The 23,294-nt window shown below is 33.9% G+C and carries 25 protein-coding genes and 3 tRNA genes; 12 read left to right on the top strand and 16 right to left on the bottom strand.

The window, feature by feature from the left end; translation table 11 throughout:
- The first annotated feature begins 7 nt into the window (after positions 1-7).
- From RBG61_RS11205 to RBG61_RS11215, 3 genes are all read left to right on the top strand, one after another.
- Positions 8-871, top strand: a complete 864-nt coding sequence (locus RBG61_RS11205) for a PSP1 domain-containing protein (protein WP_307943488.1) — start codon at positions 8-10, stop codon at positions 869-871.
- Positions 872-969: 98 nt separating this feature from the next.
- A complete protein-coding gene (locus RBG61_RS11210; protein ID WP_307943491.1) occupies positions 970-1,140 on the top strand; it encodes a 4Fe-4S dicluster domain-containing protein in 171 nt (56 codons plus the stop codon).
- Between the two features lie 120 nt (positions 1,141-1,260).
- Positions 1,261-1,887, top strand: a complete 627-nt coding sequence (locus RBG61_RS11215; protein ID WP_307943492.1) for a flavodoxin family protein — start codon at positions 1,261-1,263, stop codon at positions 1,885-1,887.
- A 75-nt stretch (positions 1,888-1,962) separates the two neighbouring features.
- Here the strand turns inward: RBG61_RS11215 and RBG61_RS11220 are convergent, their stop codons facing one another.
- The gene (locus tag RBG61_RS11220) at positions 1,963-2,478 is read right to left on the bottom strand and encodes a GNAT family N-acetyltransferase (protein ID WP_307943494.1); all 516 of its coding nucleotides are present in this window, start codon (positions 2,476-2,478) and stop codon (positions 1,963-1,965) included.
- 14 nt (positions 2,479-2,492) lie between these two features.
- Positions 2,493-3,236 (bottom strand): 5'-methylthioadenosine/adenosylhomocysteine nucleosidase, encoded by a 744-nt coding sequence (locus RBG61_RS11225; RefSeq protein ID WP_307943496.1) that lies wholly within the window; start codon positions 3,234-3,236, stop codon positions 2,493-2,495.
- A 559-nt stretch (positions 3,237-3,795) separates the two neighbouring features.
- On the opposite strand from RBG61_RS11225, the gene RBG61_RS11230 reads away from it, so the two are divergent.
- Both RBG61_RS11230 and RBG61_RS11235 read left to right on the top strand, forming a co-directional pair.
- The gene (locus RBG61_RS11230; RefSeq protein ID WP_307943497.1) at positions 3,796-4,458 is read left to right on the top strand and encodes a uracil-DNA glycosylase; all 663 of its coding nucleotides are present in this window, start codon (positions 3,796-3,798) and stop codon (positions 4,456-4,458) included.
- A 45-nt stretch (positions 4,459-4,503) separates the two neighbouring features.
- Positions 4,504-4,743 carry a hypothetical protein gene (locus tag RBG61_RS11235; protein WP_307943499.1) on the top strand — a complete coding sequence of 80 codons (240 nt, stop codon included), beginning with the start codon at positions 4,504-4,506 and terminating at the stop codon, positions 4,741-4,743.
- Positions 4,744-4,775: 32 nt separating this feature from the next.
- Here the strand turns inward: RBG61_RS11235 and RBG61_RS11240 are convergent, their stop codons facing one another.
- The 4 genes from RBG61_RS11240 to RBG61_RS11255 form a co-directional block, all read right to left on the bottom strand.
- Positions 4,776-5,342, bottom strand: a complete 567-nt coding sequence (locus RBG61_RS11240) for a hypothetical protein (RefSeq protein WP_307943501.1) — start codon at positions 5,340-5,342, stop codon at positions 4,776-4,778.
- Positions 5,343-5,358: 16 nt separating this feature from the next.
- The gene (locus RBG61_RS11245) at positions 5,359-5,601 is read right to left on the bottom strand and encodes a 4Fe-4S dicluster domain-containing protein (RefSeq protein ID WP_307943503.1); all 243 of its coding nucleotides are present in this window, start codon (positions 5,599-5,601) and stop codon (positions 5,359-5,361) included.
- A 119-nt stretch (positions 5,602-5,720) separates the two neighbouring features.
- On the bottom strand, positions 5,721-6,026 hold the full coding sequence (locus RBG61_RS11250) for a DUF1540 domain-containing protein (RefSeq protein WP_307943506.1): 306 nt from the start codon (positions 6,024-6,026) through the stop codon (positions 5,721-5,723).
- Between the two features lie 63 nt (positions 6,027-6,089).
- Positions 6,090-6,233, bottom strand: coding sequence for a hypothetical protein (locus RBG61_RS11255; protein WP_307943508.1), 144 nt, complete (start codon positions 6,231-6,233; stop codon positions 6,090-6,092).
- 262 nt (positions 6,234-6,495) lie between these two features.
- Between RBG61_RS11255 and RBG61_RS11260 the strand changes: the two genes are divergently transcribed.
- Positions 6,496-7,431 carry a DUF5692 family protein gene (locus RBG61_RS11260; RefSeq protein WP_307943510.1) on the top strand — a complete coding sequence of 312 codons (936 nt, stop codon included), beginning with the start codon at positions 6,496-6,498 and terminating at the stop codon, positions 7,429-7,431.
- A gap of 337 nt (positions 7,432-7,768) precedes the next feature.
- Here RBG61_RS11260 and RBG61_RS11265 read toward each other — a convergent pair whose 3' ends face one another.
- The 7 genes from RBG61_RS11265 to RBG61_RS11295 form a co-directional block, all read right to left on the bottom strand.
- Positions 7,769-8,260, bottom strand: a complete 492-nt coding sequence (locus tag RBG61_RS11265; RefSeq protein ID WP_307943512.1) for an NUDIX hydrolase — start codon at positions 8,258-8,260, stop codon at positions 7,769-7,771.
- A 304-nt stretch (positions 8,261-8,564) separates the two neighbouring features.
- Positions 8,565-10,064 carry an ATP-dependent nuclease gene (locus RBG61_RS11270; RefSeq protein ID WP_307943514.1) on the bottom strand — a complete coding sequence of 500 codons (1,500 nt, stop codon included), beginning with the start codon at positions 10,062-10,064 and terminating at the stop codon, positions 8,565-8,567.
- Positions 10,065-10,451: 387 nt separating this feature from the next.
- On the bottom strand, positions 10,452-11,864 hold the full coding sequence (locus RBG61_RS11275) for a DUF4417 domain-containing protein (RefSeq protein ID WP_307943517.1): 1,413 nt from the start codon (positions 11,862-11,864) through the stop codon (positions 10,452-10,454).
- Positions 11,865-12,082: 218 nt separating this feature from the next.
- Positions 12,083-12,171, bottom strand: a tRNA-Leu gene (locus RBG61_RS11280).
- Positions 12,172-12,335: 164 nt separating this feature from the next.
- Positions 12,336-12,411: transfer RNA gene (locus tag RBG61_RS11285), tRNA-Gln, on the bottom strand.
- Positions 12,412-12,533: 122 nt separating this feature from the next.
- A tRNA-Leu gene (locus RBG61_RS11290) sits at positions 12,534-12,619 on the bottom strand.
- Positions 12,620-12,684: 65 nt separating this feature from the next.
- On the bottom strand, positions 12,685-14,226 hold the full coding sequence (locus tag RBG61_RS11295) for an oligosaccharide flippase family protein (RefSeq protein ID WP_307943519.1): 1,542 nt from the start codon (positions 14,224-14,226) through the stop codon (positions 12,685-12,687).
- A gap of 228 nt (positions 14,227-14,454) precedes the next feature.
- Here RBG61_RS11295 and RBG61_RS11300 point away from each other — a divergent pair, with 228 nt between their 5' ends.
- The gene (locus RBG61_RS11300; protein WP_307943522.1) at positions 14,455-15,093 is read left to right on the top strand and encodes a flavin reductase; all 639 of its coding nucleotides are present in this window, start codon (positions 14,455-14,457) and stop codon (positions 15,091-15,093) included.
- A 236-nt stretch (positions 15,094-15,329) separates the two neighbouring features.
- On the top strand, positions 15,330-15,887 hold the full coding sequence (locus tag RBG61_RS11305) for a hypothetical protein (protein WP_307943524.1): 558 nt from the start codon (positions 15,330-15,332) through the stop codon (positions 15,885-15,887).
- Between the two features lie 52 nt (positions 15,888-15,939).
- On the opposite strand, the gene RBG61_RS11310 is transcribed toward RBG61_RS11305, so the two are convergent.
- From RBG61_RS11310 to RBG61_RS11320, 3 genes are all read right to left on the bottom strand, one after another.
- Positions 15,940-16,575 (bottom strand): superoxide dismutase, encoded by a 636-nt coding sequence (locus tag RBG61_RS11310; protein WP_307943525.1) that lies wholly within the window; start codon positions 16,573-16,575, stop codon positions 15,940-15,942.
- Positions 16,576-17,012: 437 nt separating this feature from the next.
- Complete coding sequence (locus tag RBG61_RS11315; protein ID WP_307943527.1) at positions 17,013-17,894, bottom strand: glycyl-radical enzyme activating protein; 882 nt, start codon at positions 17,892-17,894, stop codon at positions 17,013-17,015.
- A gap of 1 nt (position 17,895) precedes the next feature.
- On the bottom strand, positions 17,896-20,112 hold the full coding sequence (locus RBG61_RS11320; RefSeq protein ID WP_307943529.1) for a pyruvate formate lyase family protein: 2,217 nt from the start codon (positions 20,110-20,112) through the stop codon (positions 17,896-17,898).
- 126 nt (positions 20,113-20,238) lie between these two features.
- Here RBG61_RS11320 and RBG61_RS11325 point away from each other — a divergent pair, with 126 nt between their 5' ends.
- The 4 genes from RBG61_RS11325 to RBG61_RS11340 all read left to right on the top strand — a co-directional run bounded on the left by RBG61_RS11325 (position 20,239) and on the right by RBG61_RS11340 (position 23,278).
- Entirely contained in the window at positions 20,239-21,087 is an 849-nt protein-coding gene (locus RBG61_RS11325; RefSeq protein WP_307943532.1) for a helix-turn-helix transcriptional regulator, read from the top strand.
- A 25-nt stretch (positions 21,088-21,112) separates the two neighbouring features.
- On the top strand, positions 21,113-22,213 hold the full coding sequence (locus RBG61_RS11330; RefSeq protein WP_307943535.1) for an aldo/keto reductase: 1,101 nt from the start codon (positions 21,113-21,115) through the stop codon (positions 22,211-22,213).
- Positions 22,214-22,329: 116 nt separating this feature from the next.
- Positions 22,330-22,875 carry an ECF transporter S component gene (locus tag RBG61_RS11335; protein ID WP_307943537.1) on the top strand — a complete coding sequence of 182 codons (546 nt, stop codon included), beginning with the start codon at positions 22,330-22,332 and terminating at the stop codon, positions 22,873-22,875.
- On the top strand, positions 22,853-23,278 hold the full coding sequence (locus tag RBG61_RS11340) for a DUF1893 domain-containing protein (RefSeq protein WP_307943540.1): 426 nt from the start codon (positions 22,853-22,855) through the stop codon (positions 23,276-23,278). The genes RBG61_RS11335 and RBG61_RS11340 overlap by 23 nt, the downstream gene beginning before the upstream one ends.
- Positions 23,279-23,294: the final 16 nt, after the last annotated feature.

The raw sequence follows: 23,294 nt of genomic DNA on the forward strand, positions 1-23,294 counted from the left end.
GGTGAATATGGCAGAGGTAATTGGTGTTAGATTTAAAAGCGTTGGAAAGATATATTATTTTGATCCTCAAGGTAGTACTTTTACAGTCGGTCAAAACGTAATCGTTGAAACTGCAAGAGGTGTTGAATGTGGTGAGGTAGTTTTACCGAATCGTGAAGTGGATGTAAATGACATTGTCTCTCCTTTAAAGCCTGTTATGCGCCTTGCAAATGAAGAAGATTTTAAAATAATCGAAAATAATGCAATTAAAGAAAAAGAAGCATTTGAAATATGTTTGCAAAAAATTGATAAACATAAATTAGATATGAAATTAGTTGATGTAGAGTATACTTTTGATAATAATAAAATTTTATTCTATTTTACTGCTGATGGAAGAGTCGATTTTAGAGAGCTTGTAAAAGATTTAGCGGCAGTATTCCGTACTCGAATTGAGCTTCGTCAAATTGGTGTTCGTGATGAATCCAAAATGCTTGGTGGATTAGGTGTTTGCGGAAGACCATTTTGTTGTGCAACATTTTTAGGCGAATTCCAACCTGTTTCTATTAAGATGGCAAAAGAACAAAGCCTTTCTTTAAACCCAACTAAAATCAGCGGAACTTGCGGACGCTTAATGTGTTGCTTGAAATACGAACAAAACGTTTACGAGGAATTATTGAGTATTACTCCGAAAATTGGTGCATATGTAGATACTCCTGATGGAAAAGGCACTGTTGTTGATTTAAACCTCTTAACAGGTGTATTACAAGTACGTTTGGAAAAAAATCAAGATGCTCCGCCACGTACGTTCAAAAAAGATGAGGTCATTTTAATTCGTGACGCTCAAATTAAGCTTGACCGTGAAGAAATTGCTGCATTATCTGGTTTAGAGTAAATTTTTAATATGTTCTAATGTCTTTTCCTTGAAAATTGTTGATTTTTCGGTGAAAAGGTGCTAGTATATATATAGTTTTTTAAGGAGGTGTAACCCCTATGGCATATTGTATTAGCGATGAATGCATCAACTGTGGTGCTTGTGAGGCTGAATGTCCAGTATCAGCAATCTCTGCTGGTGATGACAAATATGTAATTGATGCAGCTACTTGTATCGATTGTGGTGCTTGTGCTGGTGTTTGTCCAGTAGGCGCTCCTCAAGCTGAATAGTTTTGAATTGAATCAACATCATTTTAATGATGTGAAAAAAGCGTGAGTCTATATGACTCTCGCTTTTTTACTATAAGCATTGGTTTATTAACATTTAGATAAGAGTATAGGAGGATAGTCATGAAAGTTTTATTATTAAATGGAAGTGCAAGAAAAAACGGATGCACATATACTGCGTTATCCGAAATTGCAACTATTTTAGAGCAAGAAAATGTGGAATGTGAAATAATGCATCTTGGAAATCAGTCTGTTCGAGATTGTATAGGTTGTGGTAAATGTGCAACATTAAATAATCAGTGCGTTTTTGATGATGATATCGTGAATGAAATCATTGCAAAAGCGGCAGAAGCTGATGGATTTGTTTTTGGTACACCTGTTTATTATGCTCACCCTAGCGGAAGAATTCTATCAATATTAGATAGAGTATTTTATGCAGGAGGAAAGGTGTTTGCACATAAACCGGGTATGGCAATTGCATCTGCTAGAAGAGCAGGAACAACGGCTTCTATTGATGTATTAAACAAGTACATGACAATTGCACAAATGCCCGTTGTATCCTCAACCTATTGGAATATGGTGCATGGAAGCACACCAGAAGATGTGAAAAAGGATGAAGAGGGACTTCAAACCATGAGAAATTTGGGCAGAAATATGGCATGGCTTTTGAAATGTATTGAAATAGGCAAGCAAAATGGAATACAGCCACCCAAAATTGAACGAACTTTCCGAACAAATTTTATAAGATAAAATAAGAAAGTCTGGCATCTTGTTTGATGCCAGACTTTAAATATAACATAGATAATTATATTTATACTGTTTGTATTATAAAGTGATCCAATATCGCTGTGTAATTTCGTTTTCATTGGCTCTTTCATCTTCTAAAATACCATTATTCTTTTGAATCGTTTTTGCAGAACCAATGTTTTCTTTATTACAGCAAACTAAAACTTTTTCTAAACCAAGCTCTTTTGCAATAGGAAGCGAAAGAGCAAGCATTGTAGAAGCATATCCTTTTCTTCGCTCGCTTGGAGCTATACCATAGCCTATATTTCCACCATAATTCAAAAGCATTTCGTTCAATTCAAGGCGGATGTTAATTGCACCGAGAATTTTATGATTGTTATCCATTAAAAAATAGGTGTATGCAGGAACAAACTGAGAAGGACAGGTTTCTTTTTTTTCAAACTTTTCGGTCTGTGTAAGCCAATCCTGATAAGAGTTACCAATCGGTTTTACTGCCGCCGGTATAATTTTCTCGCCTTTTTCATTCCATTCTTTTATAAAATCCCAATATGCCGTTTCATGTTGTGGTATTGGTTTTACTAGTTGTATTTCCATAGTAATTCTCCAATCTATTTACTTAAAAAAGCTTTCATTGTTCCTCTTGTAAAATGAGAAGCTGCTTCTACAACAAATGCATCAAAGTCTACCGCAGATCCATCATTCGCACTGTCAGATATTACACGAATAATACCAAATGGAATATCAAACTCATAGCAAACCTGCGCCACTGCCGCACCCTCCATCTCAACGCATTGGATGTTGCGTACATTTTCTTCTAACCAAGCATTTTTTGAACCATCACAAATAAATTGGTCACCGGATGCTACAGTTCCAATTACCGCTTTCGGTGATCTAATGTGAAATTCGTCTAAATGGCTTTGTGGGATATCCTTTTTTAAATCATTTTCAATAAAAGATGTAACTGCATTATATAAAGCAGAAGTAAGATTTTTATTACTTGGAAAATAGTCAACGTCAACTCTAGGAATTGTGAATAGCTCACCCATAACAACAACGTCATGTTGTACAGTGTAATCACCGATTACAACGTCGCCTACGTTTAATGCCTTATCAATACCACCCGCAGTACCGCAAAAAATTATCTCATCAACGTTGAAGCGGTCAATTAAAATAGTAGTAGTTAAGGAAGCTGCTACTTTGCCAATTCCAGATTTCACAAGAACAACGTCTTTTCCGTATAAATTTCCTTCTATAAATTCTCTATGTGCAATTGCTTTTTTGTCAGATGCCAAAATATCTTGTAACAAAAGGTTAATTTCGCTTTCCATAGCGCAAATAATTCCGTATTTCATTTTTATTATCCTCTCGATGTTTTTTTACGATTATATCATTTTTTTTGCTTTTTAGCAAATAACTTTATTTGCTTCAGTTTGTAGAAAAAATGAAAACGCAAGTAAAAACTAAAAGATAGAAGTAATTTAGTTGCGAAAATTGTTTTTTCGAAAATGACATAAAGTAAAAATATACTACTTTATCAATTTTTAATCGCGTGGTATAATTGCTGGTCGCATAACGATTTTAAAAGAATTTATCTAGGGGAATAAATAAAAATAATAAAGCACAAGCTGAAATTTTATCGCTTTGTATAAACATAGTCGCGATGTCATATAAAAAACAATTTTAAGAAATAAAGCATTTTTTATCCATGCTTTTTGGGGCGATTGCCAAAAAGCATGGTCAGGTTTGGGCGGATAGTCCAATATTGATATAGCATTAACCTTATATCTTGCAAATATCAAATAATTATTAACTTTATCGATAGTATATAGCAAATAACTTTATTTGCTTTTTTACTGTATTAAGATATAATTATGTTTAGGATGATAATATGTTAAAAAGGAGAAACCTTTTATGTGGGAATTACCAAATGAATGGAATAACTTGTTACATGAAGAGATGCATAAACCATATATGCAAAATCTTTATGATTTTATAGAAAATGAATATCATACACAAACGATATATCCTAAAAAAGAAGACTTATTTACTGCATTAAGGTTAACACCATTTACAAAAGTAAAGGTAGTTATTATAGGACAAGATCCTTATCATCAGCCGAATCAAGCGCATGGATTGAGCTTTTCTGTAAAAGAGGGGAATAAGATTCCACCATCATTACGAAATATCTATAAAGAAATAGAAAATAGCATTGGAATAAAATCTTCTGCGTCAGGAGATTTATCACGATGGGCAAAACAAGGTGTTTTGCTGTTAAATGCTATTTTAACAGTACGTGACAGTAGCCCATTAAGTCACAAGGGGAAGGGTTGGGAACTGTTTACCGATCAAATTATTTCTTTTTTGAATCAATCAGATAAGTCAATTGTTTTTTTATTGTGGGGAAATGATGCTAAGAAAAAAGTAGAGTTGATTACTAACCCCAATCACCTTATTTTGACTTCTGTACATCCGAGTCCGCTTTCAGCAAGTAGAGGTTTTTTCGGATGTAATCATTTTCAGTTAGCAAATGAGGCTTTAATTCAAAACGGTTTAGAACCAATTGATTGGAGTTAGCCAATATTACGTTTGTGATAGCACATATGCATGAGGAGAACAAATATGACAACAAGTAAAATCAAATTATTCCGCAATCTTTCGTTTGGAGCGTTATTATTGGTGGCAATAACTGCTATTATTCACATTACAATTAGTATAATTGACTTTTTTAATTGTACTATTACAAGTTTTACTTGGTACGATATAATCTTTTTAACGGGTATTCGTTATGTATTACCAATTTTAATATTACTGTGTTTAACAATTGTGTTTAGCGTTATCTTGAAGAAACACAAGAAATAAGGAAAAGCAGAACAATTTCGTTCTGCTTATCCTTATTTCTTTGTAGATTTAATATAGGAATCTGAGATAGTGGCAATGGGGCATATTGTGCACCATGTGCGAGGCTTATAGAACAATGCAAGTACTAGTCCTAACGTTGTTGTAGTCATCATCATTGAATAAAATCGATAGGATAAATGCGTAATCCAAGGGGCAAAGTAATCCATATGGAACAACTGTGGCATTTCTCCTTTAATCGGTATTGCAATTAAAAATCGTAAGTAAGTCATTGGTTGATTTGCACCAGAATATACTTTTACAGTAGAAATGATGATAATAGATAAGCTTACAATGAAATAGCCAAGCATAATCCATTTCATATTTCCTTTAATGAAAAAGCTTGGGGTTTTTCTTGAAAATTTACTAGTCGTTTTTCCGCATTTCGTATAAAGACTGGCTCTAGGGCAATAACCTTGACACCATGTTTTCTTTTTATCTTTGAACAAAAGAATAAGCGGTAATGCCATGCAGATAAGTCCTAATAATGCAAAATGGATATTCAAAAAACCTAATCCAAAATACAAAAGTGTAAAAATAAAAAGCAGTTTGTGGTTTTTCATTGATATCTCCGTTCCGTTATTCTAAGACTAATGCACGTTTTGGACAAAATGATACACATTTTCCACATTTGATACATTTATCTTTATCTACGGTTGGCGCAGAATATCCTTTTTGTGTAAGTGCACCAACCGGGCAAATCCGAACAGATGGGCAAGTGTGGTTTTGAGGACAACGTTCGATTTTAACAACTAGACTTTTGTCTATATTGTTTTGTGGGTTTTTATTTTGATTTGCGAATAAATTAAAAAATTGGCTCATAATATCCCTCTTTCAAATAATATGATGTTAGTATATCATGTTGATAGCAGTCATTCTGTGATAAGGTCACAAAAAAATATCCTCCCAAAGGGAGGATATTTTAATAAAACCAGTATTAGTTATCTTGAGCAAAATGTTGCACATTCTGAACCAGAGCTTCCACAGCTAATGCAAACAGAATTAGCACTGCATTTATGAGATCGATTATGTGTACAATTTGTTGCATTACAGCCTATATTTAAAGATTGGTTTGGAGAGCTATATTGTACGCTATTGGAAAACTCGTTTGATTTTGGTACGTATGAGCCACAACAAGTTGCAGTAGAATTTTGAGCACCTGCTCCGGATACGTATATGGATGGTCTGCAGCAACAACCGTTTTGATTGCTTGCGCAAGAGTCAACATTACATTGACAATTTGTCATAAAAACAACTCCTTTCTTTTTCAATTTTCCCAATCACAACGCAAATATTCGTAATTGAAGCAGTTATTCTTCAGCAGAAATTTCTTCTAACACTTTAATCAAATCTGCCATTGAGTTCAGTTGGACATTACGTTCTAATATGACATTTTTTAATTCAATTGGTAATGATTCAAATTGACTTTGTATCATAGGATTTACGTAAGACATAAAATCACCTCATAAATAGCTTTCTCAAAATAAGTGAATTTATGAATCATATAAGAAAAATGCCACAAGATGAATGAGAACTTCTATTGGTGATTTTGTTTAAGAAATAAGATAATATTAATATCATATAATTAGTAATATTTATTTGACTAGTTCATAATCTTGTAATATAATGAAATAAACAAATGCACTCATTATGATAATTGGTATGAACAAGTGCATTGGTCTTATAATTTTATTAGATTTAATGGAGGTAAATGATATGGGTATTCTATATGAAGCAACCAGTTTTGGTGGATGGGCTATTTGGCTTTTTGTTCTTTTTGCTTTAATGGCATTTAACGAATTTGGTCGTTCAACAAAATGGGGTGGAATCGTATTATTTTTAATTACACCAATCATATTAACAATTTTCGTTTGGCCAACTACAGCAGCGCCGGGAAATGAATATGGAACCGGTAACTGGTTTAACTGGGTTAAAACGTATTCTGCACTTGCAGGATGTTTATGGTTTATGGGGCTAAGATATTTCCCAAAATTCGCAAAAAAGAAGTGGGCATTAGCCGTTCCTGCAATTATTTTAGCAGTAAACATTCTTGAAGCAGCTATTCGTGATTTCCAATGCTTTGGATATGGTCAATGGGATGGCGGTATCGTAAACAATCTTTGGGTTATGTCAGGACCATGGAATATCATGAACGGTATTGCAGGCTTATTAAATATCGTTACCATTTGTGGTTGGGCAGGTATCTTTATTTCAAAAGATAAAACAAAAGATATGATATGGCCGGATATGATTTGGGCTTGGATTATCGCTTATGATTTATGGAACTTTGCTTATACATATAACTGTATTGCAGACCACTCATTCTACTGTGGTTTAGCATTATTACTTTCTTGCACAATCCCTACTTTCTTTATAAAAAAGGGTGCTTGGCTGCAACATCGTGCGCATACACTTGCTTTATGGATTATGTTTGTTATGACAGTACCTTCTTTTGCAGATCGTATTGCACCGGTTGCAACAACACATAACGCAACAGCATTTTTTGTAGTAAGCTTAATTTCTTTACTTGCAAACCTAGCATTGGCAATTTACCAGTTTGTTAGAATTTACAAGAATAAACGTAATCCATTGAAAGATGAGATTTATGTAGATACAAAAACATACAAACAAGTTGTTGAAGAAAACGTATAGCATATAATGAATGAGAAATCCCCAAATGCTTTGCATTTGGGGATTTTGTGTGTATGAAGTGAAACTTTAAAACGGAAGTAAAAACTGAAATATAGAAGTAGTTTACTTTCGAAAATTGTATTTGTACTTTCTAAACCTCTCCACCACTGCTGTGGTTCCCCTCTCCTAAAGAAGAGGCTACAAGGCTCGCCTTTGGGAGAGCTGTCTGCGTAGCAGACTGAGAGGGGAGTTAATCACTCGTATAATTTTAGTAACGAATAACTGAATAATAAATAGAAGTAAGAATTAATCTTATATCTTGCAAGTATTTAATAATTGGATTCAAACATATTTTTGCTTATATTGTGTGAGTGTATTTTAATTCATATTGAGGTTTTGTTATATATTCTAAATATTGAATGTCACCGTTGAATTGTAAATATGCTTTATATTTTTCAATGAAATCTGGAACTTTTATATAATCTAAAACTTTCTCTTTTGAAACCCAGCATGATTCTGTAGTTTCATTTGAGTCGCAAAACTCACCGCCAATATAGGTACAAGTGAATCCAAAAACAACTTTTGTAGGTATTATTCCATAACCATTATATCCTTGATATGTACAAGTATTTGAAGAAATACTAAACAATTTATTCACGGTAATATCCATATTGCTTTCTTCTTTTGCTTCACGTATTAAAGCATCAACTAAGTTTTCACCGATTTCTACTTGACCGCCAGGAAACATCCATACAGACTTTTCACGGTGTTTTAATAGTAAAATCTCATGATTTTGATTTTCTACAATACCAAATACAGCAACAATATGAGTTGGAAATTGCTTTTCCATAATACATTCTCCTTATACTTCAAATAAAAATTATCTAAATTAGAATATATAAGTGACAGTTATAAATGTTGTCGCTATGTTTTAATTCTTACAAATGGGGGGGTTATAAATATAATGGAAAGTTGTCTTAATAATTGACTTGCACGTAGTGTGCTACCGAAATGTACTAAACAGCTTAACAAGATAATTTTGTAGCAGCAAAATATTGATATGAAGATTAATAAACATCCAAGTTACCAAGCAATTGGAACCCCCGATTATCTATAATAACTATTGTAGCATTATGCTTTATACATAGAAAACTTTAATTAAGTTCTATCTTAAGCGATTCATAAAACTTGGAAAAATCAACATTTTGTTTAATTATTGTATATAAACCATTAACAAACATCTCTTCAGTTACTTTTCTTTTTTTTAAGTCTTTCAGTAGATAATTGTATAATCGTTTACCATCTGAATCTTCTTTATAATCATCTTTGAGTATTTGAGCATTTTTCTCCTCATTACTTTTATAATTATTCAATAAAGCATCTATTGAAACAATAGGAAAGAAATTATCATTTATTTGTTTTTTAACTAATAAAATTGGAACAGTAAATAATACATTTCTTAAATATTTTTCCACACTACTAACAGGCAAAAATAATTTCTTTAATGCACGAAATTCCTTTCCAACCTTATCAGATACATCACCATCTAAAACGCTAAAAACTTGTTTCCCTACACCTAAGACATTATTCGTAATAAGTTCATACTGTAGTTTTAGTACGTTTTGCCAACCACCTACTGGTAGTACATTTACCAATCTGCTGTTTTGCAAATTCAATTCCTCTATGGCTTTTTTTACTATTATTTTTGCCAGTTCATCCTCGACTAATAAAAGATAATCAAATCCATCATGTATATATACATCTCTTATTGCATAACTTGGATAACAAGGATTAACTATATTAAAATTATTTTCACTATTTACTATTCTTTCAATTTTAAAAATATTATTTGGTTTAATATTTCTAATAACTTCAGGTGAATGAGAAGTAAGAATTACTGTAAGATTTTCATATTGTTCTGTTAATTCGTTAAGAACGGACAATAAATTATTAATTGCAAGTGGATGTAATGCTAATTCTATTTCGTCCATTAACATTAAAATTGGCTTATTAGTTGGTAATGAACGTCTTATTATAGAATTGTAAATAAAATGTAGAAGTGAAATAAGCAGACACTCACCCGAACTCATACGATATTGACTTATTAAGGATGAGCCTACAGTGCGAAAATATGGAGTATTTTTTAGTCCTAATTTATCTGCAACTGTTTTGTTCCTTACTCGTTTCAATCCTGTATAATAACTCGAATCGTTATGTAATATTTTCCCGAGTGTTTCCTGAATATAATCATCAGCATTCATCAGATCATCAGTACATATTTTATTATTCTCCATAAGTTCATCGACGTTTTTTGAGTCTCTAAATCTAATGCCATAAAATAGACTGCCCTCGTAAGTTCCATTGAAACTAAGAGTATTTGGAAATGTATCTGCTTTCCAAAACTTATTTTCACAGTGCCATTTATCATGATGCTCTTCATAAAAGAATTCTACACTTGACTCTTGCGTATAGTCGTGTAAACCTAACAATCCAAGATTATGTCGGGATATTAATTGTGCTAAACACGATATAATTGTACTCTTTCCAACACCATTATTTCCAACTAAACAATAAACACCGTTTTCAATTGGAACATCTATTATACCTCTGGTAATTCCTTTAATATTGTTAATAACCATTTTGATATTGCTCACTTGCCAAACCTCCATTACTTCTATTTTAACTTTGAGTAATTGTTACGAGTCGTAATCATTCCTAAACAACACGTAACCAAACCCAAAACCGCACACAAATACTCTGTACGGTCGACTTTATACGTTATTAGTTGACAGGCACTTAGCCAACCGTTAACTAATTATACCAAATATTATGACAATTTGCAACATAAAAAGGGCTTTTTAAGTAGTAGGGTATCAATGTTATTTTCATATGCAAGAAATAAAACTATCAAATACGAAAAAGCCTCAACACACATATTGTGTGTCGAGGCTCTCGACTGAGTTTAACGGTACTATATGATGTCGTTGCATTTTTAGGTGTGTATTTGAACTTGCACGGACGTTATGCTCATAACAGGATGTTTAGATTGTGCGATCTGTTACTTCCACCTTTGTTATAATATCACGCAGACGAACACCATCAATTAAATATTCTAAAGCTTCGTCGGCTGTATTGTACCATTTTTCTGTTGCTTCTTGATTTTCAACATATTTTTCGCAAATGAGAATTTGGGATGGAGCATTAATAGTTTTCTGTTGAAGTGGAAAAACCCCAAAAGCTCTTTCACCTACACAAAACTCTACTTCCCCGCCTTGTTTCATACACCACTCAAACTCGCTAATGGTATGAAATCTTAGATCCTGATTGGAATAATCAATTTTCATATACTCTTTTTCCATTTTCATCATCTCCGTTTGAAAATTTTTAAATTCGGGAGCACCATTCGAATAATTTATTTGTTTACCAAAATACGGGAATCCCTTATTCCAATCAATATTATGGTCATGCGGATTACTATGAGAATTTGGGTTTCCATGGTCGGAATGATGACGCTCAATCTGAGCTTTTCCGTTATCACCAATTTTTGTTTCTCTATCATATTCGTCACCATGTTTATTCTTAGCTTTTGTCCTGTTAATGTTTCCAGGTTTTCCTATTAACCTTTGATCATCAGGCTTGTTCGGACTTGGTCGCCACTCCCCGCCAAAAGCACTCCCCATTCCCTTAAAAGAAATATCATCTCCCGTAATATAACCGCTTTTGATTACAATCGGGCTATCATTTGGCAGCGGCTTCTTACCCAAAATGTAATCGACATATTTTGACGGTATGTAGTCATCATTCTGATATTTCCAAGAAGAAAGTTCGTAATCTACAAATACAATGTTGCCTCGCATTTCAGGAAACGGATTATTATAGCAGATAATTCGTTCCGGCTCAATCTGTCGGAGCATTTCATTATAGCCTTTCAGAAAAAATTCTTTTTGATCCGAATGGTTGTTATGTTCCGATACCATATAAGTAGTTACTGCAACCGTACTTCCCTTCGGAACACCCTTAAAGCAAAAATCATAGGTATTCATATCGCCCCAGCTGATAGTAGGTATGACAGGAATTCCTTTTGAGGCAAAGTACGAGCCACACCAGCGATTACGAAAAGTGTTGTACATCTGCATAGTAGGATTCATTTCACGATACATACTAAAATCGGGGGACAAAACAGCCTTGTACCGCTTTAACTTCTCAATAGCATTGTCTGGATTTTTCCATACCCGTTCAAACTTATAATCATATAGAAAAAAGTGTACCATTCTTTGTAAATGGTTGTTATTTTGAAGGTTGGTACGGTCAAAGCCAATCAGCAATAAATCCAGAAAATCTTCCTCTGCAAATTCTGCTTTTGAAATAATCGGAATCTTGAATTGCCCTTCCCCATCAAATTGATTTCTTAAAAGGAACGGGCTCGTACGATAGTTGTAGTTTTCTTCTGTCATCTTAGCATCTCCTATTTTATGATAAGGAAAAAACCCTCTCACTAATAGGCTGCAATCGGCCCAAAGTTGCATAGTTTAATGCAACAAAGTTTAATTGTTTGCAAAAAATTCATAAATGGGGTTGTTGGGGGCTATATAAATAATTTTTACTTTATTATTTCACAAGTTTAAGCATAGAAAAAGACATATCTTCCCCTTAGCGGAAGATATGTCTTTTCTGGTGCGGATAAGGTGACTTGAACACCCACGATATTTAACTATCACTAGAACCTGAATCTAGCGCGTCTGCCGATTCCGCCATATCCGCTTATTCCTTTCATATTATAATCCACCTATGTGGAAAATTCAAGGTGAAAACGAAGAAAAATTTATTCAATTCTTATTGTAATACCTGTAGTGCAGATCTGTTATAACAAAAAATCACGCTTTAAGTTAAACTTAAAGCGTGAACTATCTACGGCAGTTTGCCGTTGGTTGGGGTAGATAGATTCGAACTATCGGAATGCAGGAGTCAAAGTCCTGTGCCTTACCGCTTGGCGATACCCCAATATTTAGTGTTAGAAAATAAGAAGTCGCGTACCTTTTAGTACGTGACTTTTAAGCAACAAAAATCGCCAATTGAAGTCATACGTTCTTAACTGCGTAATGCAACAAATTGGTTTTCATGACTGGTGCGAAGGATGGGACTTGAACCCACATGCCGTTTCCAGCACTAGCACCTCAAGCTAGCGCGTCTGCCATTCCGCCACCCTCGCAAAACCTTACCTTGTTGCCTAAAATAGTATAGCAAAATAGCGCCTTTTTGTCAAGAAGAATTCCTTTATTTTTTATAAAAAACATGAATTGCCCATGCCCAATCTCGCTTTGTAATACACCCCATAAACATCAAAAGAGCCATATAACAAACGCATACCATTATCATACTGAAAAAGATGCCGGTATGAACAAAGAACTTTGTAAAAAGACAAGCCAGTGCAATAGCGGTACACGGTAAAAGCACCCATTGAACAAAGTGAAATCGTATTTTGCTAACAACAATCAAACGATTGATACTCAATAACGCATTGAATATGGTACCAAAATAAAGCATGATAACATAACCTTTCAGCCCAAGCAGGGGAACAAGGAAAAAGATAATCAATGCTCGTAATGCTGAATCAGCAGTATTATATTTCATGGAACTCATTTGTTGATTTAAACCTTTTAAGATACTATCCACTACCATATCAAGATACATGAGTGGAACAAGCGGAGCAAAAACCAGCAATAGCGAGCCGACTTTAGCATCTTTGTAAAAAGCCAATCCGATTTCTTTATAAAAGCATATAAAAATCCCCATGATTAAAAAAGCAAAGATTAATGTGACTTTAAAGCATTTATTGACAATATAATCAATTCGCTTTTTACTCTTTAGTGCATTAGCTGCTGAAACTTCAGGAACCAGCAGATTGGAAAATGCAGAAAGAATAGCAGAGGGAAAATATAAAAGTGGCATAGCCATTCCTTTAATCATACCATATTGAGACAAGGCTTCGCCTGAGGTTTGCCCAAATTGTCTCAAACCTCTAGGAACAAGAATGTTTTCAATTGAAGTTAATGCAGATCGAATATATGAACTAATTGCAATCGGGATAGCAATAGAAAAAATTTGTTTATTTGTTCCTTTGGCTTTACGCCCTACTAAAGGCATTTTCTCTATTTTATAGAGGATTACAGCATAGATACAGGAGAATATTTCTGATATCGTAGCGCCAATGATCAAGCCACAGCAAGCTGCTTCTAAGCCTTTGGGTACTGCATATATCAAAATAGGAATCGTAGCAATAATTTGAACGAATTGTTCAACAATATCGGTACTAGCTGCTTTTACGCCCTTTTGTAAACCTAGGAAAAAGCCTCTTATTGCTGAACCGATACTTAAAAATGGAAGTCCAACCGCCAATAACTTTAACGCTGTAATAGTACGAGTATCTTTTACAACATGAATGCTAAGAGGTTCAGCAAGGAAAAATAATAATAACCCTGAAATAATGCTGATGATAATGCTGATTAAAATACATCGCTTAAAAGCACATTTAGCCGCAATGGTGTTTTTCATGGCGATTTGCTCTGAAACAATACGTGTTACCGCTAAGCTGATACCTGAGGTGGAAAGGGTAATAAATAATAAATAAACAGAGAAAGTCAATTGGTAAAGACCAATACCTTCTGCACCAATCATGTTCGAAATATAAATCATGAAAGCAGTACCAACCGCTCTCATTGCAATTACGATAACCGTTAATATTAATGCGTCTTTGATAAATCGCCTTTTTCGTACAGGTATAGATGAATTATTTGAGTTATGATATGTATTATCCAATTGGTCAACCGCCATTTCTTTTCAATACAATTTAGCATGATTATGCTTGTATTCAAATATATGCGATAACCAATGGTATCATTCTAATCCTTATTGAAATTAAAATAGCAACTATCTTGTAATCATTATATTTTAAATGAAGTTCATACTGGATTAATACAGTAAGCTATGCTATACTGAATATCAAACAATACTTTTTTAGTGTATTTTACTTAGGAGGTTAAAAAAATGGATGATACAGCAGTTTTCAAATTATCTTATGGCGTGTTTTATTTAGGATGCGAAGATAAAGGGCAAAAGAATGTGTGCGTTGTGAATACTGTAATTCAAGTTACACAAGAGCCATTAAAAGTAGCGGTAACGGTTTTGAAAACAAGTAAAACCCACGATATGATTGCAAGTTCAAAAAAATACAGCGTTGGTATCATGGGCGAAAATGCATCTATGGAAACAATCCGTCATTTTGGTATGCAAAGTGGGCATCAAGTGGACAAATTAAAAGACTTTCCTTATAAAACCGATATGCTTGGGAATCCTCTTATTGATGAAGGATGCATAGCAACATTATCCTGCAAAGTATACGAAGAGGTCGATTTAGGCACACATACTATGTTTATTGCAGATTTAGTTGACGCTCATAACGTAAGTAATGAAAAACCACTTACTTATAGTCAATATCGTGAAAATCGAATTAATGGAACGAAAAAAGAAACGCAATCGAATGAGGCGACGCAACCACAAAAAGAAATATGGCAATGTACAGTCTGTCATTATATTTATGATGGTGATATTCCATTTGAAGACCTTCCTGATGACTATGTTTGCCCAATATGTAAGAAACCAAAATCAGTATTTAAAAAGGTATAGTGAAAATCTATCTGTATAAAATGAATTGTTTATTATAAGTAAAAAAGTATGATATATTTACCGTATTATGTAGCTTAAATATTCTATTTGAAAAGAGATGATGTAATGAGACTGGCGATTGTAAAAGCTTTATACAAAGTCATATAGGGCAAAAGCCTGTATGAAGCCAAAAAATTATTTTGCCCTATTGGACTTTATCTTTTGTTGGGAAAACGAAACATAAAGGAGAAAGTACAATGAACAATAAGAATATAAATAATATTAAATATATTGAGAATGAATTCGTAATTAAGAATGCTATTGATTTATCTGTGTTAGGAGTCTGTTTTTCATCAAAACCACTGATAATAGGTGGTTTGGCAATGGAGTATTATGGCATCAGAAAAAAAGGAAATGATGTTGATTTTATCGTCACAAATGACGATTATGAAGTTTTAGCCGAAAAATATCCTAATAATAGGGTGGATAGATGGGGCGATTTATATGTTTCGGTAGACAATCTTGAACTACTTAGGAGCATATATAGATTGGATTATGATTTTTATTCAGTGGAAGCTATTGAATATGAGGAATATAAAGTAATATCTATTGAGAAATTGTTTTTTATGAAAATGCTCGCAAATAGTAATCAGCCTGAAGTCGAAAAGCATGTAACAGATTTTAGACTTATGTGGAATTACTTTTTAAAAACTTTCCAAAATAGTAATTATGTTGCATATGCAATGGAGCATCAGAATCAATATGTAAATGTGCCGAATGGTATGATTTATAATGGTAAATATAGTGCTGTATAAACATGAATGAAAATAGCCACAGAACAAATCTTGTTCTGTGGCTAATCGTATATTACCACATTTGTGTCTTGCAAGCCATATAGTTTTCTAAAACCTTGTTCCAATTAACAACGTTCCACCAATTATCTATATATTCAGCACGACGATTTTGATATTTTAAGTAATAAGCGTGTTCCCAAACATCAATAATTAAAATAGGGCACGTGTTTTGTGGTAATGGAGTATCTTGGTTTGGGGTTGGAATAACTTTTAGATTACCATAACTATCAACAACTAACCAAGCGTAACCTGATCCAAATTGACCTAACGCAGCAGCTTTTATATGGTTTTTCATTTCATCAAATGAACCAAAGGTATTATTGATTGCAATTTCTAATAATCCTTGTGGTGTACTGTTACTTGGCTTATTCATAATATCAAAGTATAGATTGTGATTATAAACTCCGCCAGCATTATTCCTAACGGCAGTTTGGAGTTTAGTGGGCAACTGCATATAGTTTTTAACAAGTTGTGTTAATGATAGGTTATGATATTCAGGATATGGCTGAAGTGCTTTATTCAGATTATCTACGTATGTCTTTAAATGTTTATCATGATGAATGCGTACTGTTTCTTCATCAATATATGGTTCGAGTGCATTATAACTATAATTTAATGGCTTTAATTGAAATGGATACGTTTCTTGCATGAAAAGACCTCCTTAAAGCAAAATGAAATATTAGTATATGTTATGAGGCTATAAGAATTATCGTTACAAACTAGAAAGTACAAGTCTGTAGAAAACTTAAAACGCAAGTAAAAATTGAAATATAAAATAATAAATCTGTGTCAACAAGCTAAAACCACAAAAGAGCAGATTTCTCTGCTCTTTTGTGGTTCTCAAATATCTTTTCTCTAATCTCTGCTGGTCCAAACATCGTTATGTGTAAGCTTGACGAATCTATCTTTATCTGTTCTATTTCATTCGTTATCAGTTCTTCCACAAAACCATGTGTTCAATATATATTATCCCCATTTTCAAAGTAAATACTATGATTGAGGAAAAATATAGCTTTTTGTTACTTACTTTTTAAAAATAAGCTTTCAACATAATTACCCGTATGTCTTTTGGCTAGATAACAGTAATTATTTTGTAATCAACAACTCCCATTTTTTCTTTAATGAGGAATCGGGAACAGGAGTATCTTTTAACGTATAGTCCAAACCAATTCCATTCCATTTTGATTGTCCTAAATTATGATATGCCATGATTTCAACATCAATAATGTTATTGTAGTTATGCTTTAATCGGTTAATTTCTTCAAAATGCTCTGGGCAATCGTTAATCTGAGGAATAATAGGACATCGTAGAATTACATTTTTTTGTAATTCATTTAAAATTGCTAAACTTTCATATACCATTTTATTAGAAACGCCAATATACTTTTTATGCAAATCATCATCATAAAGTTTGAAGTCAAACAAAAAGAGGTCAATATATTTGCTAAGAGTAACCAATTTTTCTTTTGCGATAGCACCATTCGTTTCTAAACAAGTATGAATATGATTTTCTTTTAGTTTTTTTGCCAGTTCAAGCAAAAAATCATATTGCAAGGAAGCTTCACCACCTGAAAAGGTCACTCCGCCATCTTGTTTGTAATATATTTCATCCTTTAAACATTCAGCGACTACATCTTCAACTGTCCATTCCTGCCCAATAACACTTAATGCATCATTGGGACAAGATTCTATGCATTGAAAGCAAGAAGTGCAAGCTGATTGGGAAAATGAGTGATATTGATTTTGTATTGTATGAGCATGATTTTTACAAGCCGTTAAACATTTGCCACAAAGTGTGCACAAGCTATGATTGATACTCAGCTGTGGCTTTATTTGAAATGATTCGGGATTATGACACCATGCACATCGCATATTACAGCCTTTAAAGAAAACCGTTGTACGAATTCCAGGCCCATCATGAAGAGAAAATCGTTGTATGTTGAATAAAATACCCATAGGATTACTCATCTTAAAATTCCTCATATGTGGTTCTTAATAAGATTTCATTTTGAACAATTGGATCAAGCTCAATAAACCTTGCACTAAATCCGCCTATTCGCACAATCAAGTTTTGATATTTTTCAGGATGCAACATTGCTTGTTCTAAATCATATTTGCCTATAGAAGATAAATTGGTTTGTATACCACCATTTTCATAAAAGATTTGTAGTAACATCTTGATTTTATCTCGGTTGTTTTTCAACATATCTTTATTCATACGGATGTTGTGAACAACACCTACGTGCTTGTTAGCCTCAACTTTCCTCATTGAGTTGAGTAAAGCGGTGAGCCCTAGCTTATCAGCACCAATTGATGGACTGTTTCCGTTGGATAATGGCGCTCCTCGATGCCTTCCGCAAGGAGTAGCAGCTGTAACTGCACCACGTTCTGCTGATCCTGAGTTGTTAACACTTACAACATGGTATCCATATAAATTAGTTGTTTTGCCTGCATCTCTGTGTAATTTTGAAATATGGTTAAATACTCGAACCACCATTTCATCAGCATAATTATCGTCATTGCCGTATTTTGGTGCGTTTAAAAGAATTTTTCTTTCCTTTTCATATCCCTTAAAGTTGCAGTCAAGCATATGGATGAGTTGCGGTAATGAGAATAGTTTATCTTCATATACACATTTTTTAATAGCTGTAAGCGAATCTGCAAGAGTAACCAAACCAAAAATTTCACTGGTTGCGCATAAAAATCTTGCGCCACCTTCAAAGATTGGGATATTCTTTTCCATGCAATCATGTGTAAGTAAGCTTAAATGCAAAAAGCATGCATTTTCTCCTGCTACTTGATAATTGCATTGCTCGGAATATGCTTCTTCAAGTACTGCTGGCTCTAATAATTTGGAATATGCTTCAAATAAATCTTCGAACGTTAAAAAGTTTGATGGATCTCCAACATCAAATCCATATTGATTACCTGTGAACGAATCACAGCCTCTGTGTAAAACAATATCTAAGGCTTGCGGTAAGGTCATACCGGTATTTGGAGTAGCCGCTCCATATCCTTCTATAACATATTCTCCACATCCAAAAGGTACCCATCTTTGTGCCATTTCTTCATCAATCTGATAAATTTCCTGCATAGCGGGAATAGTAGCATCATCGCTGTAAACGATAGGGTATACAGCACCGGCTTCTATATTTACTAATGTTTCGGTTAGTAAACTGTCATTGATACCATGATAGTATCGTAATGTTAGTTGTGGGACAACATCGACAACCGTTCTGGAGGTTTTAATTAAAGTGAGCGCCAACTGATCGGCATTATCCGGATTTTTTCTTCCTTTACCACCGATGATAATTCGACTGTCATGGACTTTACTAACTTTAATAATATTTCTAAAAAGTGAAGATAGTAATTTAACTGCCTCTTCTTCTGTTAGAATTCCGTTTTCAATATCGTGGACATACAAATCACTCAAATAATTGTCCATTCTACCGAAATTCATCAAATCGGAACAAACAGCATAAATCCAAATAAGCTGTAGTCCTTCTCTGAAAGTTTTTGGTGCCGATGTTGTTAAGTTCTCAAATATTTCGGCTATTTTTAATAGCTCTTCTCTTCTCTCTGGCGAAGCAACCTCTAGCTGCGCTCTTGCGTTGTCTGCATACATCAAACAAGCATCTATGATAACATCAATTGAAATATCAAGTGCATCATAAAAGCTGGATGAACCGTTTTGTTTTCTGTAATCGTTTACTCTTTCTTTCAATCCGGATAGTCCGACTTGAACCAGTAAATCAAGATCTACAGTCATACCGGCAATTCGAGCAACACCATAATAATAGTTTGCTTCTTCCATATGCGTACCATATTTTTGAGCAAAACGATCCAACATTTTTTTCTCTGTGTTTTCCTGTTTCCAAAAATCACGCATATCTTCAACTGAATCAAGATATTCTTGATCAACTGAATCTTTTACAGCATCAATCGCTTGTTGCACACGATCATCCCAATAATAATAGGTATAACTTCCTCCATATTGCGGAGAAAAGCCTACATATCCATGCTTCATATAGCCTACAATTAAATCGCATTCAGTCATAGGCATTAAAACGTATGGGATTTGGAGCTGTAAACATTTTGCTTCACGCATAGCTTTATCAGTTTCACTTTTATATATTTCTGTGAAATGTAAAGCATAGTCTAAATCTTTTTTATAATTTAAATACATAACGTATCCCCTCTAATAACATTGTACAATATATTAAATAAAATTCTACAATAAAATTGACTTGTTTTTATGGTATTTTGATGTATAATAGATTTACTAAATGTAATAAAAAATGGGAGGAGTTCTATGATAAAGCTACTTTGTGAGCAAGAGCGTACGAAAAGAGTATCGGGTGCAAAATTAACAAGTGTGCGTCAAACATTTCCGTTGCATACGCATGATTTTTTTGAGTTTTTTTTAGTAACAAAAGGTCGTGCTATTCATGTCGTAAATAACGTTGCACAGGTGATAGAACGGGGTTCTTTGGTATTTGTAAGGCCGTCAGACGAACATTGCTATGACTACTATAAAACCCAAGATTTTGAGTTTTATAACCATGGGTTTGAAACGGAAATATTTGATAAAATTAACATGGTTTATGATACGAAAGCTGATGCTTTAGTGAATAGGAGCGTGCCCAAGCACATCAAGGTCAATTTAGCACAATTACACTTTCTTGAGCAGCGTTTTGAAGAGCTTTTAAAGATACCTACTTGTGAACAACGACGACTTCCTTTATCATATTTAGCAATGGAAGTTATTTATTTAATGTTAACAACCGAGGATTTCGATCAAAATCATTTACCACCTGATTGGTTAATAAAAGTGTTAGATGAAATGAGCGAACCGGAAAACTTTATTGTAGGGCTTCCTCGCTTGCTCGAATTATGCAATTATTCACAAGAACATATCAACCGAGAGTTCAAACGTTATTTGAATATTACTCCAACTAAATATATAAATGAGCTGCGTTTACAATATGCAAATGATTTGTTGGAAAAGGGTGACCAAGAAATAGTTGACGTTTGTGAGAATTGTGGATTTCATAATTTAAGCCATTTTTATTCCGAGTTTAAAAAATATTATGGCTTTTCACCGAATAAAGCGAGAAAAAACAGTGAAAACAGTTGTCAAAATCATACTATTATAGTATAATTAGCGCTAAGAAGGAGGGACTTTTATGTATTATAAGAATTACGGTAATACGGATATGAAAGTATCTGCAATTGGATTAGGCTGTATGCGTTATGACGATAACGATGTGGCGGAGGGTAATTTAGAAAAATGTGCAGAGGTTGCATTATATGCACATGAATGTGGCATTAACTATTTTGATACTGCTCCATTTTATTGCAACGATAAAAGTGAAACCATAACAGGTATTGCTTTATCTCAATTGAAGCGTGATAGTTATTTTGTGTCTTCCAAAACAAATATGAGTACCGTTGGCGACGTAATTAACGCTGATACGTTTCGCAAACGTCTCGAAACAACATTAACACGTCTAAAAGTAGATTATTTGGATTTTTATCATCTATGGTGTATGCTGGACTTAGAATCATATCAAAAGCAAAGAGAAGCATTATATGGATTTTTTGAACAAGCAAAGGCAGAAGGTTTAATTCGCAATATTGTATTTTCAGCGCATATGCAAGGCGCTGAAATCGAAAAAGTTGTTGCTGAAAATAAGTTTAAAGGTATGTTAATTGGATATAATGCTTTGAATTATCGTTTCCGTCAAAGTGGAATTGAAGCAGCTCATAAAAATGGTATGGGCGTTGTTGTAATGAATCCACTGGGCGGAGGTCTGATTCCGCAAAACCCAGAAACTTTTAGCTACTTAACAAAGGAAACGGACTTAAACGTAGCGCAAGCAGCACTTCGCTTTGTGGCCTCTCATAAAGAAATTACAATTACATTAGCCGGCTGTACAACCAAAGCTCATGTCGATGACGCAGTAAAGGCTGTAGAAAATCTAGTAGAAAAACCTGCAAGTGAAATCAACAAAGAATTAGAAGGACAAGGACTTTCTTTTAATACATTGTGTACAGGATGCGGTTATTGCAAGAAATGCCCAATGGATATTGATATACCAAAATTCATGGATGCCTATAATGAAAAATTATTGGGAAGTTCACCGCTGGCTCGCATTAAATGGCATTGGAATGAAAGCGTTGAAAATGCTGCAAAATGCATTGAATGTGGAAAATGTGAAAGCTTGTGTACACAGCATCTTCCGATTATTGAAAGATTAAAAGAATTAAGTCTGTTAAAGGACTAAATTCTAATGAGCCCTATGTAATATAGTAATCAAAAAGTGAACTTTCAAAGATAGGGATTAACAATCAGCGAATACGGCTATTATGTCGTTTACATTAAAATTTAAGGGGAAATAGAATGAAGAATAACAAAGTAAAAAGTTTAGTGTTCAGTGGATTATTACTTGCAATTGGTGTGTTACTACCGCAAGTATTTCATTTTAGTGGTGTTCCAAACGCAGGACCGGTATTTTTACCAATGCATATTTCTGTGTTTTTAGCAGGTTTTATGGTAGGTCCGATTTGGGGGCTAGGAGTAGGAGTGTTAACTCCTGTGTTAAGCTTTATCGTAACAGGTGGAGCAATGCCTCCAATTCCTATTTTATATTTCATGATGATAGAGTTGGCAACCTATGCATTCGTAGCAGGCTTATGCAGTAGAAACTTTAAATTAAATCCTTATTTTAGCCAAATTATTGCTATGATATGCGGTAGAGGTGTATACGCACTTGTTTTACTTGTGTTTGGTGTTTTACTTGGAATGAAAGTACCTCCAGTTACAGCTGTATGGACAGCAATTGTAACTGGATTACCTGGAATTATCATTCAGTTAGTAATCATTCCGCCAATCGTCTATGCGCTCAAAAAGGGAGGCTTTGTTGTTGCAGCTTCAAAAAGCAATTAACATTTTAAAAGAGCAAAACTACAGTTGCGTAGTGATAAAAGATGATCTTGTTCATTGTGCAAATGGTATTGGCGTTAAGCCAATTATGCAATGGTTAAGAGAAGATGAAGCTTTTTTCGCTAACGCATATGTTGCTGATAAGGTTATTGGAAAAGCAGCAGCACTATTGCTTGTAATGGCAAAAGCTAAGAGTGTTTATGGCAAGGTTATGAGTGAAAGTGCCATAGCCATTTTAGAAAAATATCATATTCGTTATGAATATGATACAAAAGTGTCGTTTATCGCAAATCGTACCAATACAGGGATGTGCCCGTTGGAGCAATCGGTTGTAGCGATTGATGCTCCAAATGAAGCATATATTGCGATTCAAAATAAAATAGCAGAATTAATGAGTAGCAAATAAGAAGGGTCGTTATTTT

Origin of the sequence: Paludicola sp. MB14-C6 (assembly GCF_030908625.1) — a bacterium.
Lineage (GTDB): Bacteria > Bacillota > Clostridia > Oscillospirales > Ruminococcaceae > Paludihabitans.